We start from the raw sequence: 22211 nt of genomic DNA, 5'->3' as shown, positions 1-22211 counted from the left end.
TTCCTATTGTGAAGTTAAGTCGAGATTGGCTATTTAACATCTTTTATTGAATTGAAATTAATAATGTTTTGAATGTTAATTGTTGATAATCAATTAGTTGTATTTGTGTTGATGTGTTTTTGTAATATAAAATTTTATACAATGATGTGTTTTTGTAGAGTAGTAAAAATACCTACAAGTGAAATGTTTACTATAATATTGGACTTTCATATTTAATTTATTTAAAAAAATCTAAGAAAAATGAAAGTCAAAAATTTACTTATTTTATGTTTACTTTCAATATTTCTTCCTCTTTGTGGGCAAGCACAAAATCTAACCATTAAGGGAAAAATATTTGATGAAAAAGGATTACCAAAACAAGGTGCAACGGTTGCTATTAGCGGAACGAGCAAAGGAACAACATCGGGTGTAGATGGGAAGTATGAAATTTCAGCCCCAACTAACGGAACTTTGGTAATTAGTTTTGTAGGTTATACAACCTTATCTATCCCAATTAACGGTAAAGCTGAAATAAATGCCACGCTTGAATTATCAACCCAAGATTTAAAAGAAATTGTCGTAATTGGCTATGGTAGTCAGAAAAAGCAAGACATTACTTCTGCCATTGCTGCGGTAAAAGTAGGAGATATTGCCAGCCGACCAATTGTGAATGCGGCTGATGCCATTACAGGGAAATCTCCGGGAATTCAAGTATTGAGTGGCTCAGGTTCTCCGGGGGCAGAATTATCCGTTAGAGTTCGTGGTATCGGCTCGCCAAATGGTGGTGAACCCTTGTACGTAGTTGATGGTGTAATTACTCCCAATTTAAAAGCAATTAACCCTAATACCATTGAGTCAATCAACGTGTTAAAAGATGCTTCTGCGGCAGGTATTTATGGAGCAGCAGGTTCTACCAATGGGGTCGTAATTGTAACAACAAAACAAGGCTCAAAAGGAAAACCTTTAACCGAAATCAGTTTTTATACCGCAATACAACAAGTAGTAAAAAAACTCCCTGTACTTAATAATACTGAATTTTTAGCTTTACAAGCTGAAATTGGCGGTGCTCCATTGGCTATCGCTCCGTACTATGATGTTCAGAATACCAATAACAACTGGCAAGATTTAATTTATAGAGATGCCCCTCAAACGGGAATTAACGTTGGTACATCTGGCGGTTCAGAAAAAGGTAAATACTATTTTGGTGCAGGCTACTTAACGCAAGCAGGTATTGTAAAAAACTCAGATTTTGACCGCTATTCTGCAAAATTAAGTATCGAACAAAATGCTACTGATTATTTAAAAATTGGTGGTGGTTTAAATTATAATAGAACAAATCAGACAAGTATTACTGATAACTTATCTGCCAATTTTGGCGGAGTAATTACCAGTGCATTAGTAACACCTCAATATGTTCCTATTTTTTACGGAGCGGGTTCTCCATACCCAGGACTTTATGGTACAAGTAATTTGTATTCGGGCGAAAACCCTATTTCAAACCTTTACAATAGCCAAAATTTAACGGTATCAAATAACTTATTAGGAAATGCTTTCGTAGAAATTGCTCTTCCTTTCAATATTAAGTTTAAAAGTCAATTTAATACCGTAATGAATAATACAAAGAGAGATTATTTTCAAGACCCTTTTGCAAGTTTAACAGGTATTCCAACTCGTGGAGCTGCTAACAGTTTGTATAATGAAGTGTTCAGATGGGGCTTAGATAATACTCTAAATTGGAAAAAAGTAGTTGGCTCACATTCTTTTGATGTAATTCTTGGTACGGCTGCTCTAAAAGAAACAATCTTCAACTCTTATCAATCAGCTCAGGGATTTGGCTCTAATGTGGTGAAGACTTTAAATGCGGCAAGTGCTAACTATACAGTAAGTACAGGAAACTACGAGTGGACTACTAATTCGTATTTTGGACGTTTAAATTATGCGTTTGATAATCGCTATTTAGCAACGGTAACTTTCAGACAAGATGGTTCTTCGAGAGTTGGGCAAAATCAGCGTTGGGGTAGCTTTCCTGCTTTCTCTTTAGGTTGGAAAGTATCCAATGAGAAATTCATGGAAAATATTACGTGGGCTCAAAACGTGAAAATTCGTGCAGGTTGGGGTAAAACAGGAAATTTACCACCTTATACCTTGTTATATCCGTCATATAGTTTATTAAATGCTGGAGCTCCTTATGCTTACAATGGTGGGGCTGCATCTTCGGGTGTAAGTCCTTCTAATCAATTAGGAAATAGTGATTTGAAATGGGAATCTGCTATTCAAACAAATTTAGGATTTGATGTAAGTTTCCTTAAAAATAATCTGACTTTAACGGTTGATTATTATCACAAAAAAGTAGAAGACTTAATCTTTACACAGCAATTACCTTTGACTACTGGTGGAGCATTAACGGCCTTGAATTTACCGGGTTTTAATATCAATAAAGGTATTGAAATGTCATTAGATGCGAATATTATCAACAAAACTGATTTTGAATGGAATTCAAATTTCAATATTTCATTCAATAAAAATAACGTAGAAGGGATTGATGAGAATATTTCTTTCCAAACAGGTGCAGTACAGGTGGCTGGTAGCCGTGTACCACTTTACACACAAATTATCAAAAACAACTATCCTTTAGGTACTTTTTGGGGCTATAAAACAAATGGTGTAAATCCTCAAACAGGTAATTTAATTTATGGAGATAAATTAGAGCAAATCGGTAGTGCTTTACCAAAATATACGTTTGGTTTTTCTAATAATTTCAAATATAAAAATCTGAGCCTTTCATTATTGATTGATGGTACGCAAGGAAATGATATTTATAACTCATTGCGTATGGAAACAGAAGCCATGTCAGGCTTTACCAACCAAAGCACGGCTGTTTTACGCAGATGGCAAAAAGTAGGTGATATTACTGATATTCCAAGAGCTTTGGGAAACAGAGGAGCAAATGCTGCCGAAGCTGCTAAACAACAAAACCTTATTTCTTCTCATTTTGTAGAAGATGGTTCATTTGTTCGTTTACGTAATTTAACCTTAGGCTATGATTTAGATAATCAGTTAGTTAGCAAATTAGGGCTAAGTGGCGTGAAGGTATATTTTACAGCTCAGAATTTATTAACACTTACCAATTATTCGGGCTACTATCCTGAAGTAAATGCGTATGGACAAGGAACAAACAACCAAGCCTCTAATACTGGTAGTGCCGTTTCCCTTTTATCGCTGGGTATCGACAGAGGAACATATCCTGCTGCTAAAACATTTACTTTAGGTCTTAACATTCAACTTTAATAAGCATTAATATGAAAATATTATTTAACATAAAATCAATAGCTTTTGTAATGATTTTTGCATTACTGGCTTCATGTAAATCTGATTTTTTAGATTTAAAACCCGTATCAAGTTTAGTTTCTGGAACATTAACGACCGCACAAGATGCTGAAAATGAACTTACTGGAGCTTATAGCAGATTGGCAACCAATGGCTATTATCAGTATAGCCGTTACTATCTTACCGAAGGCATCAATGACAATCATTATGTAAATGGTGATAATCCTCAAGAATGGCTACTTGAAAACTTTAAATTCGACGCTTCAAATGGCGTTATTCAAGGCTCGTACACCGATTTGTTTTCTCATATCTCAGCAGCTAATGCAGTTTTGTCGGATGTACCTGCCATTGTAGATTCAAAATGGAATGGAACAACTCGTAAAGAACAAATATTGGCAGAGGCATCTTTTCTGAGAGCTTTAAACTATTATGAATTAGTGACTCAATTTGGTGGAGTTCCTGTTATTTTATCGGTTTCTCAGGGTGGAAATTATTATCCTGCACGCAATACAGAACAAGAAGTATATGCTCAAATTATTAAAGATTTAGTGTATGCAGAAAGTAACTTAGGCGTAAAACCTTACAATAATCAATACGGAAGAGCAACCAAAGGAGCAGCACAGGCACTTTTAGCAAAAACGTATGCTCAAATGGGTGATTATGCTAATTGCTTGGTTTATGCTAATAAAGTTATTAATAGCAATACGTATTCGTTAGTGGCTGATTTTGGAAAACTATGGAGTAATAAAAATAAAAATACCACAGAATCTATTTTTGAAATTCAAGTTCCCGGGGGTGGAACGCCGTATAATTTTTGGGGTTTTGATATTTTTGTAGATTCTGAATTCAAATTTCCAAAAAGAAATATTGCCTCAAAAGCCTTGATTGATGCTTTTGCAACTGCTGGAGATAACGGTGCGAGATATAAAGCAACTATCAATTTTTCGGTTACTACGGCAAGTTTTAATATGCCTGCTAATGCTTGGGATGCTTCAAAAGCAATACCTTTTATGTTTAAATATCCAGACCCAAATGGTTTTGCCAGTGATGATAACATTGTAATTATGAGATTGGCAGACATTATGTTGTTAGCTGCTGAAGCCAATGTACAATTAGGAAATCTTGATGCTGCGATAAACTTATTAAACCAAATCAAAAAAAGAGCAGGTTTACCCAATACAACGGCTAAATCAAAAAGTGACTTAGCTTTGGCAGTATTGAACGAAAGAAGATTGGAGTTGGTGTTTGAATGTACTCGTTGGAATGATTTAAAACGTGCGGATAAAAATGGTGTAGTAAATGTGGTTGATATTATGAACAGTCAAAAAGACTCTTTTGGAAAATCGTTGGGTTATACAATGGCTGCTGATAAACATCAATTTATCTTTCCTATTCCAGAACAAGACCGCCAACTTAATAAGAATTTAACTCAAAATACGGGTTATTAATTGGGACAATACTTTAAGATTGAAAAATGGTAAATTCATAAAAAGCGAATCGTTTGATTCGCTTTTTATTTGTAATAAGTACCAAAAATAAATTATTTAATAATATTAATGTCATTGATTTGTAGTGGCGTATAGCATACGCCAAAATTGTCAAAACATTGGCGTATGCTATACGCTACTACATAATGTCAAATAAATTATTCCTAATACTTATTTGGAATAATTAAAATCATATAATAATGAAATTAAATATCAGTCCCATGTCAAATAAATACCTGAAAAAAATTATGTTCTTTGCGGTATTATTTCTTGTAAATCAGTCGATTGCACAAGAAATTTCGTTACCATATATTCAAAAAATGTGGTCAGCAAAATGGATTGCTGTTCCTAATACCGATGGTTCAAAATATGGTATTTACCTCTTTAGAAAGACGATTGACTTGGACTCAAAAGTATCGTCTTTTCCTGTTTATATTTCGGCAGACAATAGATATAAACTCTATGTAAATGGGGAATTAGTGGGTACTGGTCCAGCCAAAAGTGATTTATTTAATTGGAATTTTGATAGTATCGACCTCGCAACTTATCTAAAAACGGGTAAGAATACGATTGCCGTAAAAGTATGGAATGAGGCGGAATTTAGACCAGAATTTCAAATTACCTACCAAACAGGCTTGATTATTCAAGGAGGAAATAATAGTAGCCAAGTTATCAATACCGATAAATCATGGAAATGTATGCAGGATAAAAGCTATGAACCTGTATTGGTAAATAGTTACACGCCCAATTTACCTTTTGAAAAAACAACCGCCAAAGGATATTATGTAGCGGGAGCAGGTGAAAAAGTAACGATGTCGAATCACATCAAACACTGGGAAAAACCTACTTTTGAAGACAAAGAATGGGTGAATGCTCAGCAAATTAACTCTGGTATTCCTAAAAATACTGTTGGTTTAGATGGTGGAAATGCTTGGCGATTAGTGCCGTCTTTTCTTCCGCAAATGGAGTTAACAAAACAACGATTTCATAAAATAGCTAAAGTTGAAGGAATAAGCATTACGAATGATTTTTTGAAGAATGGTAATTTACAAATTCCTGCTAATACCAAAGTTAGCGTACTTTTAGACCAAGCAGTATTAACCAATGCTTACCCAACGATTTGGTTTAGTGGCGGAAAAAATGCGACCATTCGCTTGACTTACGCAGAAGCATTATTCGGACAAAAAGAGAAAGGAAACCGAAACGAAATTGAAGGAAAATCAATCATTGGACGAAAAGATATTATCATTTCTGACGGCTCTGACGAACAAGAATTTAGCAGTTTATCCTATCGTACTTTTAGATTTGTTTCTCTGGAAATAGAAACCAAAGATAGTCCACTTCAAATAAATGATTTGTATAGCACCTTTACAGGCTATCCTTTTGAAAGAAAAGCAAGCTTAATTTCTGAAAATTCAGAAATGCAACAAATCTTGGATATTGGCTGGCGTACTGCCCGACTTTGTGCCAATGAAACCTACATGGATTGCCCTTATTATGAACAATTACAATACATTGGCGATACTCGTATTCAAGCAATGGTAACTTTATATAATTCAGGAGACTACCGTTTAGTGAAGAATGCCTTGAATTTAATGAATAATTCACGAAAACCAGAAGGTTTAACTTCGAGTCGTTATCCAACTGTTAATCAACAAATTATCCCAACATTTTCGCTCTGGTATATCGGGATGTTACATGACTATATGAGGTATGGAAAAGACACTGATTTTGTGAAAAATAAATTGAGTGGTACTCGCCAAATTTTAGATTATTTTGAGGGTTTTCGTGATACAGACGGTTCTATCAAAAATCTGCCTAATTGGTTTTTTGTCGATTGGGTTGCTAAATGGAATAGAGGAATGCCACCAATCGGGAAAAATGGAAACTCAGCTCTGCTCGACCTTCAGTTACTCTTGGCTTATCAATATGCCTCAGACCTTGAAAAGTCTCTTGGATTAAAAGAATTAAGTGATACTTATCTTGCAAAATCGGAAGCATTAAAAACGATGATTCGTAATCGTTATTGGGATGCCGATAAGGGACTTTTTGCAGATACTCCCGAGAAAAACGTATTTTCACAACACGCCAATGCCATGGCTATTTTGGCAGGAATTGTTACTAAACAAAAAGCAAAAGAACTGGGTGGAAAGTTAATGAACGACCATAATTTACAAGAAGCCTCCATTTATTTCAAATATTATGTGCATACAGCTTTAACGAAAGCTGGCTATGGCGATGACTATTTATCGTGGTTAACTATCTGGCGAAATCATATTGCAATGGGCTTAACGACTTGGGCAGAAGATACCGATGCCGCCACTACTCGCTCAGATTGTCACGCATGGGGAGCAAGTCCGAACATTGAATTTTATAGAACAATACTCGGTATAGATAGCGATGGTATCGGTTTTTCAAAAGTAAAAATAACTCCTCATTTAGGGCAACTAACGGATGTTGGAGGAAGTATTCCTCACCCAAAAGGAACAATATCAACAAGTTACAAATTAGAAAAAGGTAAATGGAAAATCGTTGTATTTCTACCTAAAACCATAACAGGTAGCTTAATTTGGAAAGGGAAAACCATTGAATTGAAGGAAGGAGAAAATATAATTGTGCAGTAATAGTTGAAGATTATTTATTCGTGTAAGTCATCCAAATTTCGGGTCACAGAAAATTGGATGACTATTAAGGTTTAACATTTAGCTGTTGAAAAGAGGAATTCCTTGATAATCAGAAGAAAACCTATGGTATTCCGTTGGTTTTCCGATGGAATACCTCAAATTGTTCAGTCCAATCAAACGCCCGTTTAAATAGACAATTCTCCCAAATCAAATATTGAAATTTAGTGTTAATAAATTAGTATATATTTCTTGTATATTATTCTAAGTATAATTAGAGTTGTTTTTAATGCCTAAATATATACAGTTATGGGAATTATGTACGCAAGAGTTAGTGTAAATCAGATTCTAAAAGAAATTGGGATTTCATTGAAAATGCAATGCTAATTAATCAAAACTCTTTTTCTCCAAATTCACTGGAAGGTAGTTTCGTTTTCTTTTCGACCTTATTGAAGAAATATGAAATGTTTATTAAAAAAATATTTCGCTCTTGAACATAATTTGTTGATGTATAAAAACTTGAACCATAAGTGGTAATTGATTGCTCATTGACTTTCATATTTCCAAATGCTACATTTTGCCACTGCATTGTTAGCGAAATTTTATTATCTAATAACGTTTTCTTCACAGAAATATTTGGCTGATAAAACCTTGAATCTATACCCTGTGCTGTATTTTTGGCAGACAAATACGATATATTAAATTGCGAATTCAATGTTGGCGTGATTTGATAATTTATATTTGAATTGATAGAATAAACCCAATTATTGCTATTCACAAGAACAGATTTATCAAATAATGTTCCTGCAATCTTTAGATTATAAACATTACCACCAATAAAAATTTTGAGTTTCTTACTTGGAGAAATCGTAAAGCCCATGTCTGTTCCAACCAAACGAGCATTTCCTGCATTGGTATAAATTCGGTTAAGAATGGTTCGTTATAAACCGAATTTACACGATTTACAATGTCTGTAATTTGTTGAACATAGACGTTCCAATAAAGTGATGCTTTTTTAAAATCCTTCGTAATACCCGTTTCATACACGTTGATAAACTCGGGTTTAATATTGGGGTCGCCTTGTTCAAGTGTTTCACTATGTTCTCTTTCTGGATATGGATTTAATTCATTATTTGTAGAACGCTGAACTCTTCTGCTAAAAGCAATTTTGGCTCGAAGATTATTGCTTAAATTATAAAGAATATTAGCGGAAGGGAAAAAATTAGAAAGCGTTAAAACTGATGAGGAATTACTGCCTGCCACTTTAAATTCTCGAAAAGCATTTTCAAATCTTAAACCTGTTGAAAATTCTAAGTTTTTGAAAGAGCCTGCATATTGGGTATAAATTCCGTGAATTCTATTTAAAACGCTTATTTCGGCTGAAAATGCGGGGTTAAAAGCTAAGTTTGTAAAATTGCCTTGTTTTTCATAATAAGTAAAAACGCCATTTTGTTGCTGAGTTCGATATTGGTAGCCTAAAGAAAATTTACCAATCCACATTTTTTTCTCATAATCAAACTTTATCCGACTGGCATTTAATGGATTTGCTCCTGTATTCAAAGTGTATTGAAGTGTATCTTGATAATTCAGAGCATTGAGATTTTGGTTTTTAGTGTAGCCATCAATCAAAGCATTTTCGTGAAGAAAAGAAAAAGTAATGCTCGACGAATTTTTAAAACGATGGGTATAGTCAAGATTATACACCTTGAATGAACCTGATTTTAAAACCAAATTTGCGTTAAAATAAGATGTCATTCCAATAATTTTATTCGTCCGTAATTCTGTTTTGGTGTTATGGTAGAGAATATCTGCTGTTCGATATTGGTTGCGTTCTCCTAAATATACACCTGCTGAAATCTCATCTGATTTTGATACATTATAAATCAGAGAAGTTCTGAATCCATAATTTTCTCGCTTTAAACTTCGCTCTCCTTCACTCGGGAAACTCGTGAAAATATTGTTTATAGTGGTGTTTGCATTGCCAATTCGTTGCCCAGCAATATCATTTTAAGATAATTCAAGGAAGACGTAATATCCCAATCTCCTTTTTTATAGTTTACCGAAATGTCGGCTCCGTATCGTTTGGGCGTTGTTGCGTTATCATATTCCTTAATTTGTGGTAAGCCATATTGTAAATTGGAAGTAAGCGACCAACCTTCATTCATTCCTTTTTTAGTAACAATATTAATAATTCCAGCTTTTCCATCAGCATCATATTTGGCTGAAGGAGCAGTAATCATTTCTATTTTTTCTATTGAATTAGCAGAAATTTGTGACAATATTGTACTTGCCTCTATCTGTGTGGGCTTTCCATTTATTAAAATTAAAAATCCTTTTGAACCTCTCATCGTAATTTCGCCATCTGCATTTACCATGATTGAAGGAATATTTTTTAAGACGTCTGTGGCTGTTCCGCCTTTGGCTACTTCAAATTGTTCTGCTTTAAATATTTGTTTTTCAAGGGTGGTAACAACATTGGGACGAATACCTGTTACTGTAATGGATTCTAATAATTGTGTTTGTGGGACAATTTGAATAGCTCTAAGGTCAAGTGGTGAATTAATGTCGTCATAACTAATTTCAATATACTTAGTTTTGTAGCCCACATATTCAATTTTAATTACATACTTATCGTCCTTTAAACCCACAAATTGAAACGACCCTTTGTCATCTGCCAATTGTCCTTTTATAAAATTTCCTTGTTTTTTAGACTCTAATCTTAAAGTCGCAAAAGCAAGTGGTTCGGTCGTCAATGAGTCAACTAATTTACCTTTTATGAAACTATTGGTTTGAGAAAAAGCCGATGTAACTATGTACAATAGAGTTACGGTAAGAAGTATCTTTTTGAACATAAGTGGGTAATTTAAAATGGTATTGCATATCTGATGCTCCGTAAAGTACGCATTAAATCTTTAAAATTGGTATAATTTATTTGTTAGGTGAATTGATTAGTTACGATTGATGAATAGCTCGATTTAAGATTAAAGACCTATTGGGGAATCACTTAACAAACCAGTTCAGTTAGGATTTATAATAACATTGACAATCAATGGACTATAAAGTTTAAACTACATTTAAAATTTTATCTGATTGCCATATCATTAGCTCTTTTACTTTCATAGCAAGTTAGAGAAATAAATCTACTGTGTGAAAAATCAATTTATATCCTTCACACAGCGAAAACCTAAATGAAATAAACTGGTTTCGGAAGATGAACTTGACCGACCAGAAACTCGATAGCCATGACACCAAGTTGGTTCGCAAAGAAATGAACCGCCTCTTTCTGCATATTCTTCCGTTAGTGCTATTTCCGAAATATCCTTTTTGAATAAAGATTCATAATTAAACTTCTTGTTAGAAGTCCATTGCCAAACATTACCACTCATATCAGTTAAACCTAAGGCTGTTTTTCCGAAAATTCCCACAGGCGAGGTATAAGCATATTTATCTTCAACGAAGTTATTGAGAGGAAATTTACCTTGCCAAATATTAGCATTCCACTTTCCTTTGGCTTGAATTTCGTTTCCCCAAGGATATTTTGTACGATTATTTTTCGCATTTCTGGCGGCGTGTTCCCATTCTATTTCACATGGAAGTCTTTTGCCCGCCCATTTTGCATAAGCATTTGCATCGTTCCAACTTACTTGAGTAACGGGATGATTATCTTCTGCTTTTGGGTGATTTTTTCCTAATGGATATTCCCAATTTGCTCCATCTAATAAGGTCCAACTTTTTCCTGTTTCGTCATTAATTACCCCTGCATTTCCGAATTTATCGGCTTCGGTTTGATAATTGGTTGCTTTGATAAATGCTCTGAATTGCCCAATCGTTACAGGACTTTTATCCATTAAAAAAGATTCTACGCTTGCCCAAAATTGGGGTAATTCATGAGCAAATCCATCTTTGTCACCAATCCGAACATTCCCTGCTGGAATCAATACCATTTCGGCAGGAATATTTTTTGCTCCTTTATTTTTAGGAAAAAACTGAGGTTCAGTCAAACTAATATGTGAAACCGTTTTAGGAAAATTCAGCATTTGTAAAACTGCTGGATTGGCATTGTTTTGCAAAGATTTATAGTCAATATTTGCCTTTGGAGTGCTACAAACATTGATATTTTCTTTCGCTTTTGAAGACTGTTCTGTGGAAGATGCCGACGAAGAAGTACATTCGTGAAAGAATAATCCTACCAAAAAATAAAGGAGTGTTGTTCTGCCAAAATCTAAGGTTTTAGCAGAACAGAATTTTGTTATTTCCATATTTTTCCTTGCTTTTCAAGTTCTAAATACTTGGTTAAATACTTTTTGTCAATCGCTTCTGAATCTTTATATTTTAGGCGTAAAGCCACTAATTTTTTATGAAGCATTTCTTTGATTTTGGCGTATTTTGGGTCGTTATAAACGTTTTTCATTTCGTTTTTATCGTTCATACGGTCATATAATTCCCATTCATCAACGTCGTAGTAAAAATGCACCAATTTATATTTTTCGGTAACAATTCCATAATGACGCTTTACGGTGTGTTGCCCTGGATATTCGTAGTAATGATAATAGGCGGCATCTCTAAATTTTTGACCTTGTCCTTTAAAAATCGGCACAAGACTTTCGCCCTGCATATCGCTTGGTGCTTTAATACCTGCTGCATCCAGAAAAGTTTGGGCAAAATCCAGATTTTGAACCATTTGAGTATTCTTTGTTCCTGCTTTAATCACGGCAGGCCACTTGATTAGTAACGGCGTTTTGAAGGATTCGTCATAAATAAAACGCTTATCAAACCAACCATGTTCACCCAAATAAAACCCTTGGTCTGAGGTATAAACCACAATCGTATTTTCTTCTAAATTATTGGCTTTTAAAAAGTCTAAAACCTTCCCAACTCCTTCGTCAACAGAAGCAATGCAACCCAAATAATCTTGCATATAACGCTGATAACGCCAACGCATAAGTTCTTCTTTTGACATTTTTGGATATTGTTTCATAAAGTCCTCATTGATAGGATTATAGACTTTATCCCATTCACTTCTTTGTTCGGCATTCATTCTACCAACGGTCATATTGTAGAATCTTTTATCATAAGGATGAGCTTCTTTCAAGCCCATTTTATCCATATTTTCAGGCGTAATTTTAGAATCTCCCGCCCAATTCATGTGGGTTAAAATATTCATTTCGGCGGTTTTTGCAGCCGTTCCTCTATTTTCATAATTGTCAAAAAGATTCGATGGCTCTGGAAAATTTTTCTTCACAAATTCTTTGTAATGACGTTCAGCAGGAAGCCACTCACGATGGGGAGCTTTGTGTAAATACGCCAAGAAAAACGGCTTTTCTGTATCTCTTTCTTTACCAAGCCAATTGAGCGTCATTTCGGTAATGATGTCAGTTACATAACCTGTAATCTTTTTGTTTCCTTCTTTTTTTGTGATAAAATCAGGATTGTAATAACTTCCTTGGTCGGGCAAAATTTTAAATTCATCAAAGCCTTTTGGGTTGTTTCCAAAATGTAATTTTCCGAACATAGCCGTCTGATAACCATTGGCTTGTAAAATTTGGGGGAAGGTTACATTGTTGGTATCAAAAGGAAAAACATTATCCACTTTACCATTAATGTGGCTATGTTTTCCTGTGAGAATAACCGCTCTCGATGGGGCACAAATAGAATTGGTTACACAAGCATTGGAAAATAACATTCCATCATTGGCAATGCGGTCAATATTGGGCGTTGTGGTGAGTTTATTACTGTATGCCGAAATTGCTTGGTAAGCATGGTCGTCAGACATGATAAAAACGATGTTGGGGCGGCCCATCGCATGGCTTTTATTTTTCTTTGGTTTAAAAGAAAACGCCACCAAAGAAATGATGCCAACCAATGTCATCATTCCCCAAATAAGTTTACTACGATTCATTGAGATTAATTTTTTATTTTGACAATATCACTTTTTTCAAATCCAATTCTAAAAGCCTGTACAATAAGAGAATCTCCTTGAGAAATTCCGAATGGATTAACATAAACATTCCACGATTTATCAAATGAATGTTTTTTATAACCGATAGAAACGCCACTGGTCGCACAAGTAATATTTACTTTATTGCCTTTAATTTCCACTATTGGCTTTTGTGTTTTGGGAGCTTGTTCTTGATTATTCCATCATTTTGCTCTTAAATATTTTTCCGAAAGCTCACCATTGGTATAACGAACACCTTGTTTGGCTAATAGGTCGATATTAGGGGTTTTAGCTACTTTTCCGCCATAACAACCTAAATGCTGGGGCGACATATCTTCGTTGGTAATCCAAAGAATGTTTAATTTTTGAGGCTCTTGTTCTATTTTCTTGAAACTAACAAAACATAAGGCAAAAAGGCACAAACTAACAGCGGAAAGTAAAAGTCTTTTTTTCATAGTAGCGTTTTTAATGAGAGAAAGCTGCCCCGAAAGGCAGCTCAATTTTATTAATTATTACCCAGTTTTATATCGTCAAAAATATAATGCTTTTTCTCAACCGTTTTCTGATGTTGTGTGGCTATGTCTCGTAATTGTTTAACAATTTCGGGATTATCTTTCCCAACATTGAATTTCTCGCTTGGGTCAGTTTCTAAATTAAAAAGCATTGGTTGTGAATATTGAATTATATCTCCCGAACCTGTTTCAACAGATTTTAAGTGTAATTTCCAAGCCCCTTTTCTTACGGCAAATAATTGATTGGCGTCATAATAGAAAAGTTCATCGCCTACTTTATCTGTTTGGTTTGTGAGTAATGGCATAATATCTTTTCCGTCAATAATTCTATCTGTTGGCACAGTTCCTTTTGCAAGATTTATAATTGTGGTGTATAAATCCATCGTAGAAGCCATTGAAGGAATAACTTGGCTCGGTTTTATTACGCCATTCCATTGTGCAATAAAAGGTACACGCATACCGCCTTCCCAACAAGTTCCTTTTCCATTACGGAGTAAACCCGCCGAACCGCCTTCAATTCCTTCTGTTAACCAAGGGCCATTGTCACTTGTGAAAATCACCAAAGTATTTTTGTCTAAATTATTGGCTTTCAGATAATCAAGAATTTTTCCAACGCTCCAATCCAATTCTTCTACAACATCTCCATAAAGTCCACGTTTGCTTTTTCCCTTAAAATCATTGCTTGCATACAAAGGAACGTGAGGGAAATTTGGTGCATAATATAAGAAAAACGGCTTATTCTTATTTTTGTCGATAAAATCAATTGCTTTGTTTGTGTAGTCTTTGGTCATGACGGCTTGGTCAACATTGGTAGAAGCAATTTTATCGTTTTCCATCATTGGTAAAGGTGGAAACATTTTTTTGTAAGGATGTCCTTTTTTGTCTTCATAGCCCATCACTGACCATCGAATTGATGTAACCACCTTGTAAATGCCCAGAAACAAAGCGGTTATTTTGGTAGAAATACCATTTATTTGAGACAATATCGTAATCAAATAAACCTGTGAGTGTCCCTACAAAAAGGTGTTTTTCATCTTTAGAAAGATGTAAACTCAAAATGTAAAAGTTTTCTTTGAGTTCGGCAACGGTCTTAAATTTCTTGACATTTGGATTTACTTTTTTGAAACTTCTTTTTTGTCTATCAAAATATAAAAGTCCTTCCTCTCCTACTCCAATCCAGACATTATTTCGTTTGTCATTGGCAAAAGAAGTGATATAATTACTGCTAATTCCGCTAATTTGCCCTTTTGAATAATAGAGATTGAATTTCAATTGATGCTGATAATAATACAAAAGCCCACTATTGAAAGTCCCTAACCAAATACCGCCTTTTGAGTCTCCATAAATACACGAAATTGAGTTTGACATAAGATTACTTTCGGGCATTTCTGCATATTTGATAATTTCAACTTTATGCGTTTTAGGATTGTAAATGTTTAGCCCATTTCTACCCGTACAAATCCAGATATTTTTGTCGCCATCTTCATAAATTCCGTTGATATATTTTGAGCTTATTCCATCAATAAAAGTCCATTTCTTTTCGATAAAAGAGTAATATTTTACGCCGTTGCCACGTAATCCAACCCATAAATTTCCGATGCTATCAAAATAAATATTGGAATAAAAATCTACCGTTGTGATGGTAATATTAATTTGGTCATTCAGCGGATTTGTGAGTTTTTTTGCTTTTGGGTCAAACAAACGGACTCCTTTATTTGTACTAAGCCATAGATTTCCCTTTTTGTCAAATTTGGCTGCACTCCAAGCTGTTAGCCCTGTTTCGGTAGATAAAGAATTGAGTTTTAGTTGTTGTTCAATGTTGAATTTTTGATTAATACAAACAAGTTCTTCATGCGTTAATGCCCATACTTTTGAGCCAATATTTCCTGCAATGGCTACAATTTTCTTAGTGTTGAGTGCCTTTTCTTGAAACTTTCTAAAACTTGAATTTTTATGGTTGTAAATGTTCAAACCTGTTAGTGTACCGACCCAAATATTTTGTCTGGAATCCTGAAAAAGAGAACTAATATTATCATTAGAAATACTTGTGCTATCGGCTGGATTATTGTAGAAAGTGTTGAATCTTTGGCTGTTATATTTATTGAGTCCAACTTCCGTTCCGACCCACATAAAACCATTTTTATCTTGCAAAATACAATTGATTGCGGGAAAAGATAAGCCTTCTTTTACGGAGATATTTTTGAAATGTATCTTATTGCTATTCTGTGAAAAACTCACGGAATAAACCAGTAACAGAAATAATATTTTGAGAATTAGATTCATATTTTGCTCAACGTTCCATCTAAATTATAAAAAATGCGACTCAAAAACATGAATCGCATTTTTGTTTCAACCTAACTTTTTTCAACTCAAATTTAACTTGCGACATTAAGTATATACTTCCATTTTCTTTTTCGGTGGGTTAAAACCCACCCTTACAAAATTGGTCAAGCCTACGGCTTTTTTATTAGACTTCCTGCGAAAGTGTTTTAAGTCGTAAAACAACATCTTTTCGGCTACAAATAGCGAAAATATACCATTTTTCAATCATAAAACACTTTCGCAGGAAGTCTATTCTATAAATTTGTGTATAAACCGTAGCGTTCAAAACGACGACTTCCGTTGAGACTCAGATATGCGTACTTTTTTAATTTAGTATTAGGAAAGAAGGCAGAGATAGATTGCAGCAATGAAGTAACGTGTGATGTTCTGTAACAGTTTGGTGGCAACGCAATAGTTTACATGGAAATATTTAGCGAAATTATGACAAGATAATCCAAGCATCATTTTGGACAAAAAATCCTTTTGTTAAAATAGTATCTTATCTTAAAATTAGTTGTCCAATAAGCATCGTTTCCTGCCTCTCCACGTTGAGGCGTTGGATTCGGATAACCAATGGTTGGAGGCAAATTTTGGGCAGTACCATTATAAGTTGAAAAACCTTGTCTATTACTGATAATGTTAAAATTTGTAGCTCTGCTTTCTCCTGTACGAGCATTAAATACTTCTGTACTGCGGTTTTCAAAAGGAATTAATGTTGGTTGATATGGTACGTTCACAATGTCATCTAAAGCATCGCTAACCGTGATTCTGTAAGCAAGTTCTGCGGCAATGTCGAAATTATTGCTAATCTTTTTTCTAACGCCAAAACCTAAGGGAATACACAATTTAAGGCTTTGTTTTATGTTGGCAATGTTAACATCAGTCCAATCTCCAAGTTGTTTGGTACTTGCATTATATTTATCCCTTGTTTGCGGAGAACTACTAAAAAGAGCAATTCCTGCTAATAAATAAGGCATCGTTTCTGGACGATTACGTACACGGTTACTAAATCCATTTTTCAAATTCATTGTTCCAACCAGAGACGCTTCCTTTAGGTCGTTTCTAAAATGCAGATTTCGTAAAAACTGTAAATCGTAGGCGTCTGAAGCTGGATTAGCTGCCATATTTTTACTTGCAAAAGTAAAATCATCAGCAGAAATACGAATCCAAGATAGTCCAAGTCTTGCAGAAAAAAGAGGTGAAAATTGATAGGTTACGCCAGAAGTTATATTCCATCTAACGGTTGAAATATAAGAATAAAAATTATTTGCTGGATGAATATCTCCTAAATAGTGAGCTGTTCCGAAGCCTAAATCAACGGAAAGGTTTTTTTCAAAACGATTGTAAGCAGGTATTAAATTCTGACGTTGAGCGAATGTACTTAGTTGTATAAAAAATAAAAATAAGAGAATATTTTTTTTCATAAATGATAGCTTGGCAATTACCCAAATCAGCATTTCTAAGAAACAACGATTTGGGTAATTCCAATTTGTTTTTAATATTTTGACGCCACTTTTACAACACAACGATTTCCTTTATCATCATAAATAACTACAATTCCAGTGTGATGCAAAGGTGTCATGGTACTGATTTTATACAATCCTGTTTCTTTTATGCTATAATCAAAACTGATATTTTGTCCGAGTACATTGTAAATTTTGATTTCTTTGGCTTCAATATTTTTAAAGTATAAATCAAAATCTGGAAAACTCACAAGTGGGTTTGGAAAGACTGAACATTGAATCAGATTGTCAAATTCAACTTGTTTCGGGTCAAAAACCTTACGAGTACCATCTTTATCGACGTATATAATTCTGTAACAATTTATACCACCCATCGGGAAATGGTCAACAAACTCATAAGCATTTCCTGTACCAACTGCCGTTACTCTGCCTATTTCTTCAAAATGTACGCAGTCGTTACTTCTTTCTACGATATAATAATTGCTACGTATTTCAACATCCGTTTTCCAATTAACAATGGCAGATTTTTCGTCTCTTTTATTTACATCATACACAAGGGTTGTTGCATATTTATTTGCCGTTGCTCCGAGTTCAGAGAAATGTGTTAGATTAAATTGTAAATAAAAACTTTCATTCGTGAAGGTTTGTCCAATGATATTTTTGTAAAGAACTTCGCTTCGTCCGCTTGTAAAATTATCATTATCTTCAAATCCACAGTTTTCTCTAACTCCTTCATAATGAACAATATTAAAGTCATTAATGGTGAGTAATGGTAAATTTGTTGCTTTTTTATAATCGTTCAGTTCGGTATTTAAGTAATATGTTCTTACTGAAACGGCAACATCAAAAGAGTCTTTCAATGAGCTTTTGATGTCATAATAACGGCTCATTAATTGAGTCCCAAATGAGGTAACAGGAATTTTTGAAGCACCATTGCCATAATGTCTAATTTGTAAGGTTACTTTTCCTAAATTTTGACCATTCGGATTAACAGAAGCATAAAGCCTGCCATATTTATCATACAAATTAAACCATTTATTTCCTTGCACAGAATCTACTGAGGCAACCAAACAATCAATACTGCCAATTACGAACATGGCAGGGTCTTCGTCGTCTTCATCATGTTTAGGGTCAATGCCACCTACAACATCGTATTTTCCATCGCCATCGCCCAAAATTACGTCATCACTTGGCGAGTTTTCTTTTCCACCAATATCATTATTTGGATTTTTATCGAAACGACTATCTCTATCGTTTGTTACGATATACTTTCCTGCTTTATCAAGCGACGTTTTGAAAATCTCAGCTTTATTGACATAAGCACCTGGTAAAGTATTTGGTTTTACTTTAAGCGTAATTTCAAATTTGGTACTATCGCCACCTGCTAAACTATCAATCCGAGTTACGGCGTTGGTATCAATTGAAATAATCGTTTTATTGATTGAAAATAACGTATCAATCGAAGAAATCCATCGCTGATTGATGGTTGTAGTTTTTACTAATGTAGTTTCTTTCGGAAGATAATCGACTACATCAATATTATAAGCCTTTTGAGTTTTACATTGATTAAAGACCGTTATTTCAAAACGCAATGAATCATTTGGTAAATACATCGCCGTTACTGGGCTTGAAATAAGCTGTTTACGCAATGCTAAGTCAAAGCAACCACTATCAAAAACAGTAATTTGAGCAGGGTCTTCATCGTCTTCATCATGTTTCGGGTCAATGCCTCGAACAACGTCATATCTTCCATCGCCATCACCCCAGATAACATTATCAGTTGGCGAGTTTTCTTTCCCTCCAATATCATTATTCGGATTTTTATCAAAGCGACTATCAATATCCGAAGTGACGTGAATTTTACCCGATTTGTCTAAATCAGCTCCAAATATTTCAGCTTTATTTAATAAATTTCCATTCTGAGCATCAGCATTTACCCGTAATGAAATTTTCAAATTTAGGCTATCTTTTGCTGATAAACTGTCAATTCTATTGATGGCATTTCCATCACTTTGAGTCCATTTACTATTATTACTAATGAACGATAATCCTTGTGGAATATAATCAATGACATCAATATTGTACGCTTTTACATCACCCTGATTGAAGATGGTAACATTGAAAGTTATAATATCATTAGGCTTGTAAGTTCTGTTTGTGTCAGCAATAGTTTTACGCAAAGCAAGGTCAAAAACGGCTGGTGTACAATCACTAACGATAATATTTACAGAAGTCTTTGCACTTTCACAACCTTCTGGCGAAAGTTGACTAACAGTATAAGTCATTTTACCAATAACATTTGCCAATGGTGCCGAAATAAGGACATTATTGGCATACCAAAGTAATTTATTGGTATTATCAAAAGTAATATTTGATAATGAAAGCGAACTGCCCAAACAAACAGAAATATCTCCCGAAACACTTGGAGCTAAAACATTTTTCCCATCAGCAATAATAGCCGTCGTAGTTGCTAAACACGCATTGGCATCTTTCACTGTCAAGGTATAAGCCCCTGCTGAAAGTCCTGTAAAAGTATTCCCACTTTGGAAATTCGTTCCATCAATTGAGTATGTATAAGCAGTTGTTCCTCCTGTTGCGGTTAAAGCAATTTGTCCCGAATTATTTGCTTTACAAGTTAAGTTAGTATGAGTTTCGCTTAGACCTAAAACAGCAGGTTCAGTTAAAGTTACTGTTGTAGTAGCTAAACAAACATTAGCATCTTTCACCGTTAATGTATAATTACCTGCTGAAAGTCCTGTGAATGTATTACTACTCTGGAAATTCGTTCCATCAATTGAGTATGTATAAGCAGTTGTTCCTCCTGTTGCCGTTAAAGCAATTTGTCCCGAATTATTTGCTTTACAAGTTAAGTTAGTATGAGTTTCGCTTAGACCTAAAACAGCAGGTTCAGTTAAAATTACTGTTGTGGTAGCTAAACAAGCATTGGCATCTTTAACTGTCAAGGTATAAGCCCCTGCCGAAAGTCCTGTGAATGTATTGCTACTTTGGAAATTCGTTCCATCAATTGAGTATGAATAGGCAGTTGTTCCTCCTGTTGCGGTTAAAGCTATTTGTCCCGAATTATTCCCCTTGCACGTTAAATTAACCTGATTGGCTGATAAAGTCAGGGTATTTGGTTCGGTTAAAGTTACAGTTGTGGTGGCTAAACAAACATTAGCATCTTTTACGGTCAATGTATAATTACCTGCTGAAAGTCCTGTGAAGGAATTTGAAGTTTGGAAATTCGTTCCATCAATTGAATAGGTATAAGCAGTTGTTCCTCCTGTTGCGGTTAAAGCTATTTGTCCCGACGCATTTGTTTTACAAGTCAGATTTGTAGGTGTTGCTGAGAGTGTTAAAGTATTTGGTTCAGTTAAAGTTACGGTCGTAGTTGCTAAACACGCATTAGCATCTTTAACGGTCAATGTATAAGCCCCTGCTGAAAGACCTGTAAAGCTATTTGAACTTTGGAAGTTCGTTCCGTCAATAGAATAAGAATAAGCCGAAGTTCCACCCGAAGCGGTTAATGTTATTTTTCCCGAATTATTTGCTTTACAAGTTAAATTAACCTGACTCGCTGATAAAGTAAGCGTATTTGGTTCAGTTAAAGTTACGGTCGTAGTTGCTAAACACGCATTAGCATCTTTTACGGTTAATGTATAAGCCCCTGCTGAAAGCCCTGTGAAGGTATTTGAAGCTTGGAAGTTAGTACCATCAATAGAGTACGAATAAGCCGTTGTTCCTCCCGAAGCAGTTAAAGTTATTTGTCCCGACGCATTTGATTTACACGTTAAATTAACCTGATTAGCTGATAAAGTCAGGGTATTTGATTCCGTTAAAGTTACGGTAGTTGTTGCTAAACACGCATTAGCATCTTTAACAGTTAATGTATAAGCCCCTGCTGAAAGTCCTGTGAATGTATTACTACTTTGGAAATTCGTTCCATCTTTAGAATAGGTATAAGCTGATGTTCCCCCTGTTGCGGTTAAAGCTATTTGTCCCGACGCATTTGTTTTACAAGTCAGATTTGTAGGCGTTGCCGAGATTGTTAAAACAGCAGGTTCAGTTAAAGTTACGGTCGTAGTTGCTAAACACGCATTAGCATCTTTCACCGTTAATGTATAAGCCCCTGCTGAAAGTCCTGTGAATGTATTACTACTTTGGAAGTTCGTTCCATCAATCGAGTATGTATAAGCAGTTGTTCCTCCTGTTGCGGTTAAAGCAATTTGCCCCGAAGCATTTGTTTTACAAGTCAGATTTGTAGGTGTTGCTGAGAGTGTTAAAGTATTTGGTTCGGTTAAAGTTACTGTTGTGGTAGCTAAACACGCATTAGCATCTTTAACTGTCAAGGTATAAGCCCCTGCTGAAAGACTTGTGAAAGTATTGCTACTCTGGAAATTCGTTCCATCAGTCGAGTATGAATAAGCAGTTGTTCCACCTGATGCGGTTAAAGCAATTTGTCCCGAAGCATTTGTTTTACAAGTCAGATTTGTAGGCGTAGCCGAAAGTGTTAAAGTATTTGGTTCAGTTAAAGTTACTGTTGTGGTAGCTAAACACGCATT

General features: G+C 34.8%; 13 protein-coding genes and 1 pseudogene. 3 read left to right on the top strand and 11 right to left on the bottom strand.

The features are described 5' to 3' along the window. The first annotated feature begins 240 nt into the window (after positions 1-240). The 3 genes from LV89_RS18060 (at position 241) to LV89_RS18050 (ending at position 7417) form a co-directional block, all read left to right on the top strand. Positions 241-3267, top strand: a complete 3027-nt coding sequence (locus LV89_RS18060) for a SusC/RagA family TonB-linked outer membrane protein (protein ID WP_109744324.1) — start codon at positions 241-243, stop codon at positions 3265-3267. 11 nt (positions 3268-3278) lie between these two features. Next, the gene (locus LV89_RS18055; protein WP_109744323.1) at positions 3279-4754 is read left to right on the top strand and encodes a RagB/SusD family nutrient uptake outer membrane protein; all 1476 of its coding nucleotides are present in this window, start codon (positions 3279-3281) and stop codon (positions 4752-4754) included. A 260-nt stretch (positions 4755-5014) separates the two neighbouring features. Then, positions 5015-7417: an alpha-L-rhamnosidase-related protein gene (locus LV89_RS18050; protein ID WP_229201549.1), complete on the top strand. Its 2403-nt coding sequence runs from the start codon at positions 5015-5017 to the stop codon at positions 7415-7417. Positions 7418-7805: 388 nt separating this feature from the next. Here the strand turns inward: LV89_RS18050 and LV89_RS25840 are convergent, their stop codons facing one another. From LV89_RS25840 to LV89_RS17995, 11 genes and pseudogenes are all read right to left on the bottom strand, one after another. Beyond that, positions 7806-8294: an outer membrane beta-barrel protein gene (locus tag LV89_RS25840; protein WP_109744322.1), complete on the bottom strand. Its 489-nt coding sequence runs from the start codon at positions 8292-8294 to the stop codon at positions 7806-7808. After that, positions 8228-9169 carry a TonB-dependent receptor domain-containing protein gene (locus LV89_RS18040; RefSeq protein ID WP_109744321.1) on the bottom strand — a complete coding sequence of 314 codons (942 nt, stop codon included), beginning with the start codon at positions 9167-9169 and terminating at the stop codon, positions 8228-8230. Before LV89_RS18040 ends, LV89_RS25840 begins: the two co-directional genes overlap by 67 nt. 206 nt (positions 9170-9375) lie before the next feature. Next, the gene (locus LV89_RS18035) at positions 9376-10266 is read right to left on the bottom strand and encodes a carboxypeptidase-like regulatory domain-containing protein (RefSeq protein WP_109744320.1); all 891 of its coding nucleotides are present in this window, start codon (positions 10264-10266) and stop codon (positions 9376-9378) included. Between the two features lie 303 nt (positions 10267-10569). Next, the gene (locus LV89_RS18030) at positions 10570-11673 is read right to left on the bottom strand and encodes a formylglycine-generating enzyme family protein (protein WP_109744319.1); all 1104 of its coding nucleotides are present in this window, start codon (positions 11671-11673) and stop codon (positions 10570-10572) included. Then, the gene (locus LV89_RS18025; protein ID WP_229201548.1) at positions 11664-13313 is read right to left on the bottom strand and encodes a sulfatase family protein; all 1650 of its coding nucleotides are present in this window, start codon (positions 13311-13313) and stop codon (positions 11664-11666) included. The genes LV89_RS18030 and LV89_RS18025 overlap by 10 nt, the downstream gene beginning before the upstream one ends. 5 nt (positions 13314-13318) lie before the next feature. Continuing rightward, entirely contained in the window at positions 13319-13513 is a 195-nt protein-coding gene (locus LV89_RS18020) for a hypothetical protein (RefSeq protein ID WP_109744318.1), read from the bottom strand. A 42-nt stretch (positions 13514-13555) separates the two neighbouring features. Then, entirely contained in the window at positions 13556-13807 is a 252-nt protein-coding gene (locus tag LV89_RS18015) for a sulfatase-like hydrolase/transferase (protein ID WP_109744317.1), read from the bottom strand. Positions 13808-13857: 50 nt separating this feature from the next. Continuing rightward, entirely contained in the window at positions 13858-14760 is a 903-nt protein-coding gene (locus LV89_RS18010) for a sulfatase-like hydrolase/transferase (RefSeq protein WP_109744316.1), read from the bottom strand. Continuing rightward, positions 14750-16147 (bottom strand): ligand-binding sensor domain-containing protein, encoded by a 1398-nt coding sequence (locus tag LV89_RS18005; protein ID WP_109744315.1) that lies wholly within the window; start codon positions 16145-16147, stop codon positions 14750-14752. The genes LV89_RS18010 and LV89_RS18005 overlap by 11 nt, the downstream gene beginning before the upstream one ends. 500 nt (positions 16148-16647) lie before the next feature. Further along, a complete protein-coding gene (locus LV89_RS18000) occupies positions 16648-17610 on the bottom strand; it encodes a DUF6089 family protein (RefSeq protein WP_146199201.1) in 963 nt (320 codons plus the stop codon). A gap of 71 nt (positions 17611-17681) precedes the next feature. Then, positions 17682-22211: pseudogene (locus LV89_RS17995) on the bottom strand (DUF11 domain-containing protein); the annotation flags it as partial.

It is taken from the genome of Arcicella aurantiaca, assembly GCF_003148625.1.
Classification (GTDB): Bacteria; Bacteroidota; Bacteroidia; order Cytophagales; family Spirosomataceae; genus Arcicella; species Arcicella aurantiaca.
Note: the sequence above shows the minus strand (reverse complement) of the source record. Positions and strands in the feature narration are given on the sequence as shown.

Bases quoted from the DNA above. Each gene is read 5' to 3' on its own strand.
- LV89_RS18050 (WP_229201549.1), top strand. From the start codon at position 5,015: ATGTCAAATAAATACCTGAAAAAAATTATGTTCTTTGCGGTATTATTT.
- LV89_RS18025 (WP_229201548.1), bottom strand. From the start codon at position 13,313: ATGAATCGTAGTAAACTTATTTGGGGAATGATGACATTGGTTGGCATC.
- LV89_RS18015 (WP_109744317.1), bottom strand. From the start codon at position 13,807: ATGAAAAAAAGACTTTTACTTTCCGCTGTTAGTTTGTGCCTTTTTGCC.
- LV89_RS18010 (WP_109744316.1), bottom strand. From the start codon at position 14,760: ATGGGCTATGAAGACAAAAAAGGACATCCTTACAAAAAAATGTTTCCA.
- LV89_RS18055 (WP_109744323.1), top strand. From the start codon at position 3,279: ATGAAAATATTATTTAACATAAAATCAATAGCTTTTGTAATGATTTTT.
- LV89_RS18040 (WP_109744321.1), bottom strand. From the start codon at position 9,169: ATGACATCTTATTTTAACGCAAATTTGGTTTTAAAATCAGGTTCATTC.
- LV89_RS18035 (WP_109744320.1), bottom strand. From the start codon at position 10,266: ATGTTCAAAAAGATACTTCTTACCGTAACTCTATTGTACATAGTTACA.
- LV89_RS18005 (WP_109744315.1), bottom strand. From the start codon at position 16,147: ATGAATCTAATTCTCAAAATATTATTTCTGTTACTGGTTTATTCCGTG.
- LV89_RS18000 (WP_146199201.1), bottom strand. From the start codon at position 17,610: ATGAAAAAAAATATTCTCTTATTTTTATTTTTTATACAACTAAGTACA.
- LV89_RS18030 (WP_109744319.1), bottom strand. From the start codon at position 11,673: ATGGAAATAACAAAATTCTGTTCTGCTAAAACCTTAGATTTTGGCAGA.
- LV89_RS18060 (WP_109744324.1), top strand. From the start codon at position 241: ATGAAAGTCAAAAATTTACTTATTTTATGTTTACTTTCAATATTTCTT.
- LV89_RS25840 (WP_109744322.1), bottom strand. From the start codon at position 8,294: ATGGGCTTTACGATTTCTCCAAGTAAGAAACTCAAAATTTTTATTGGT.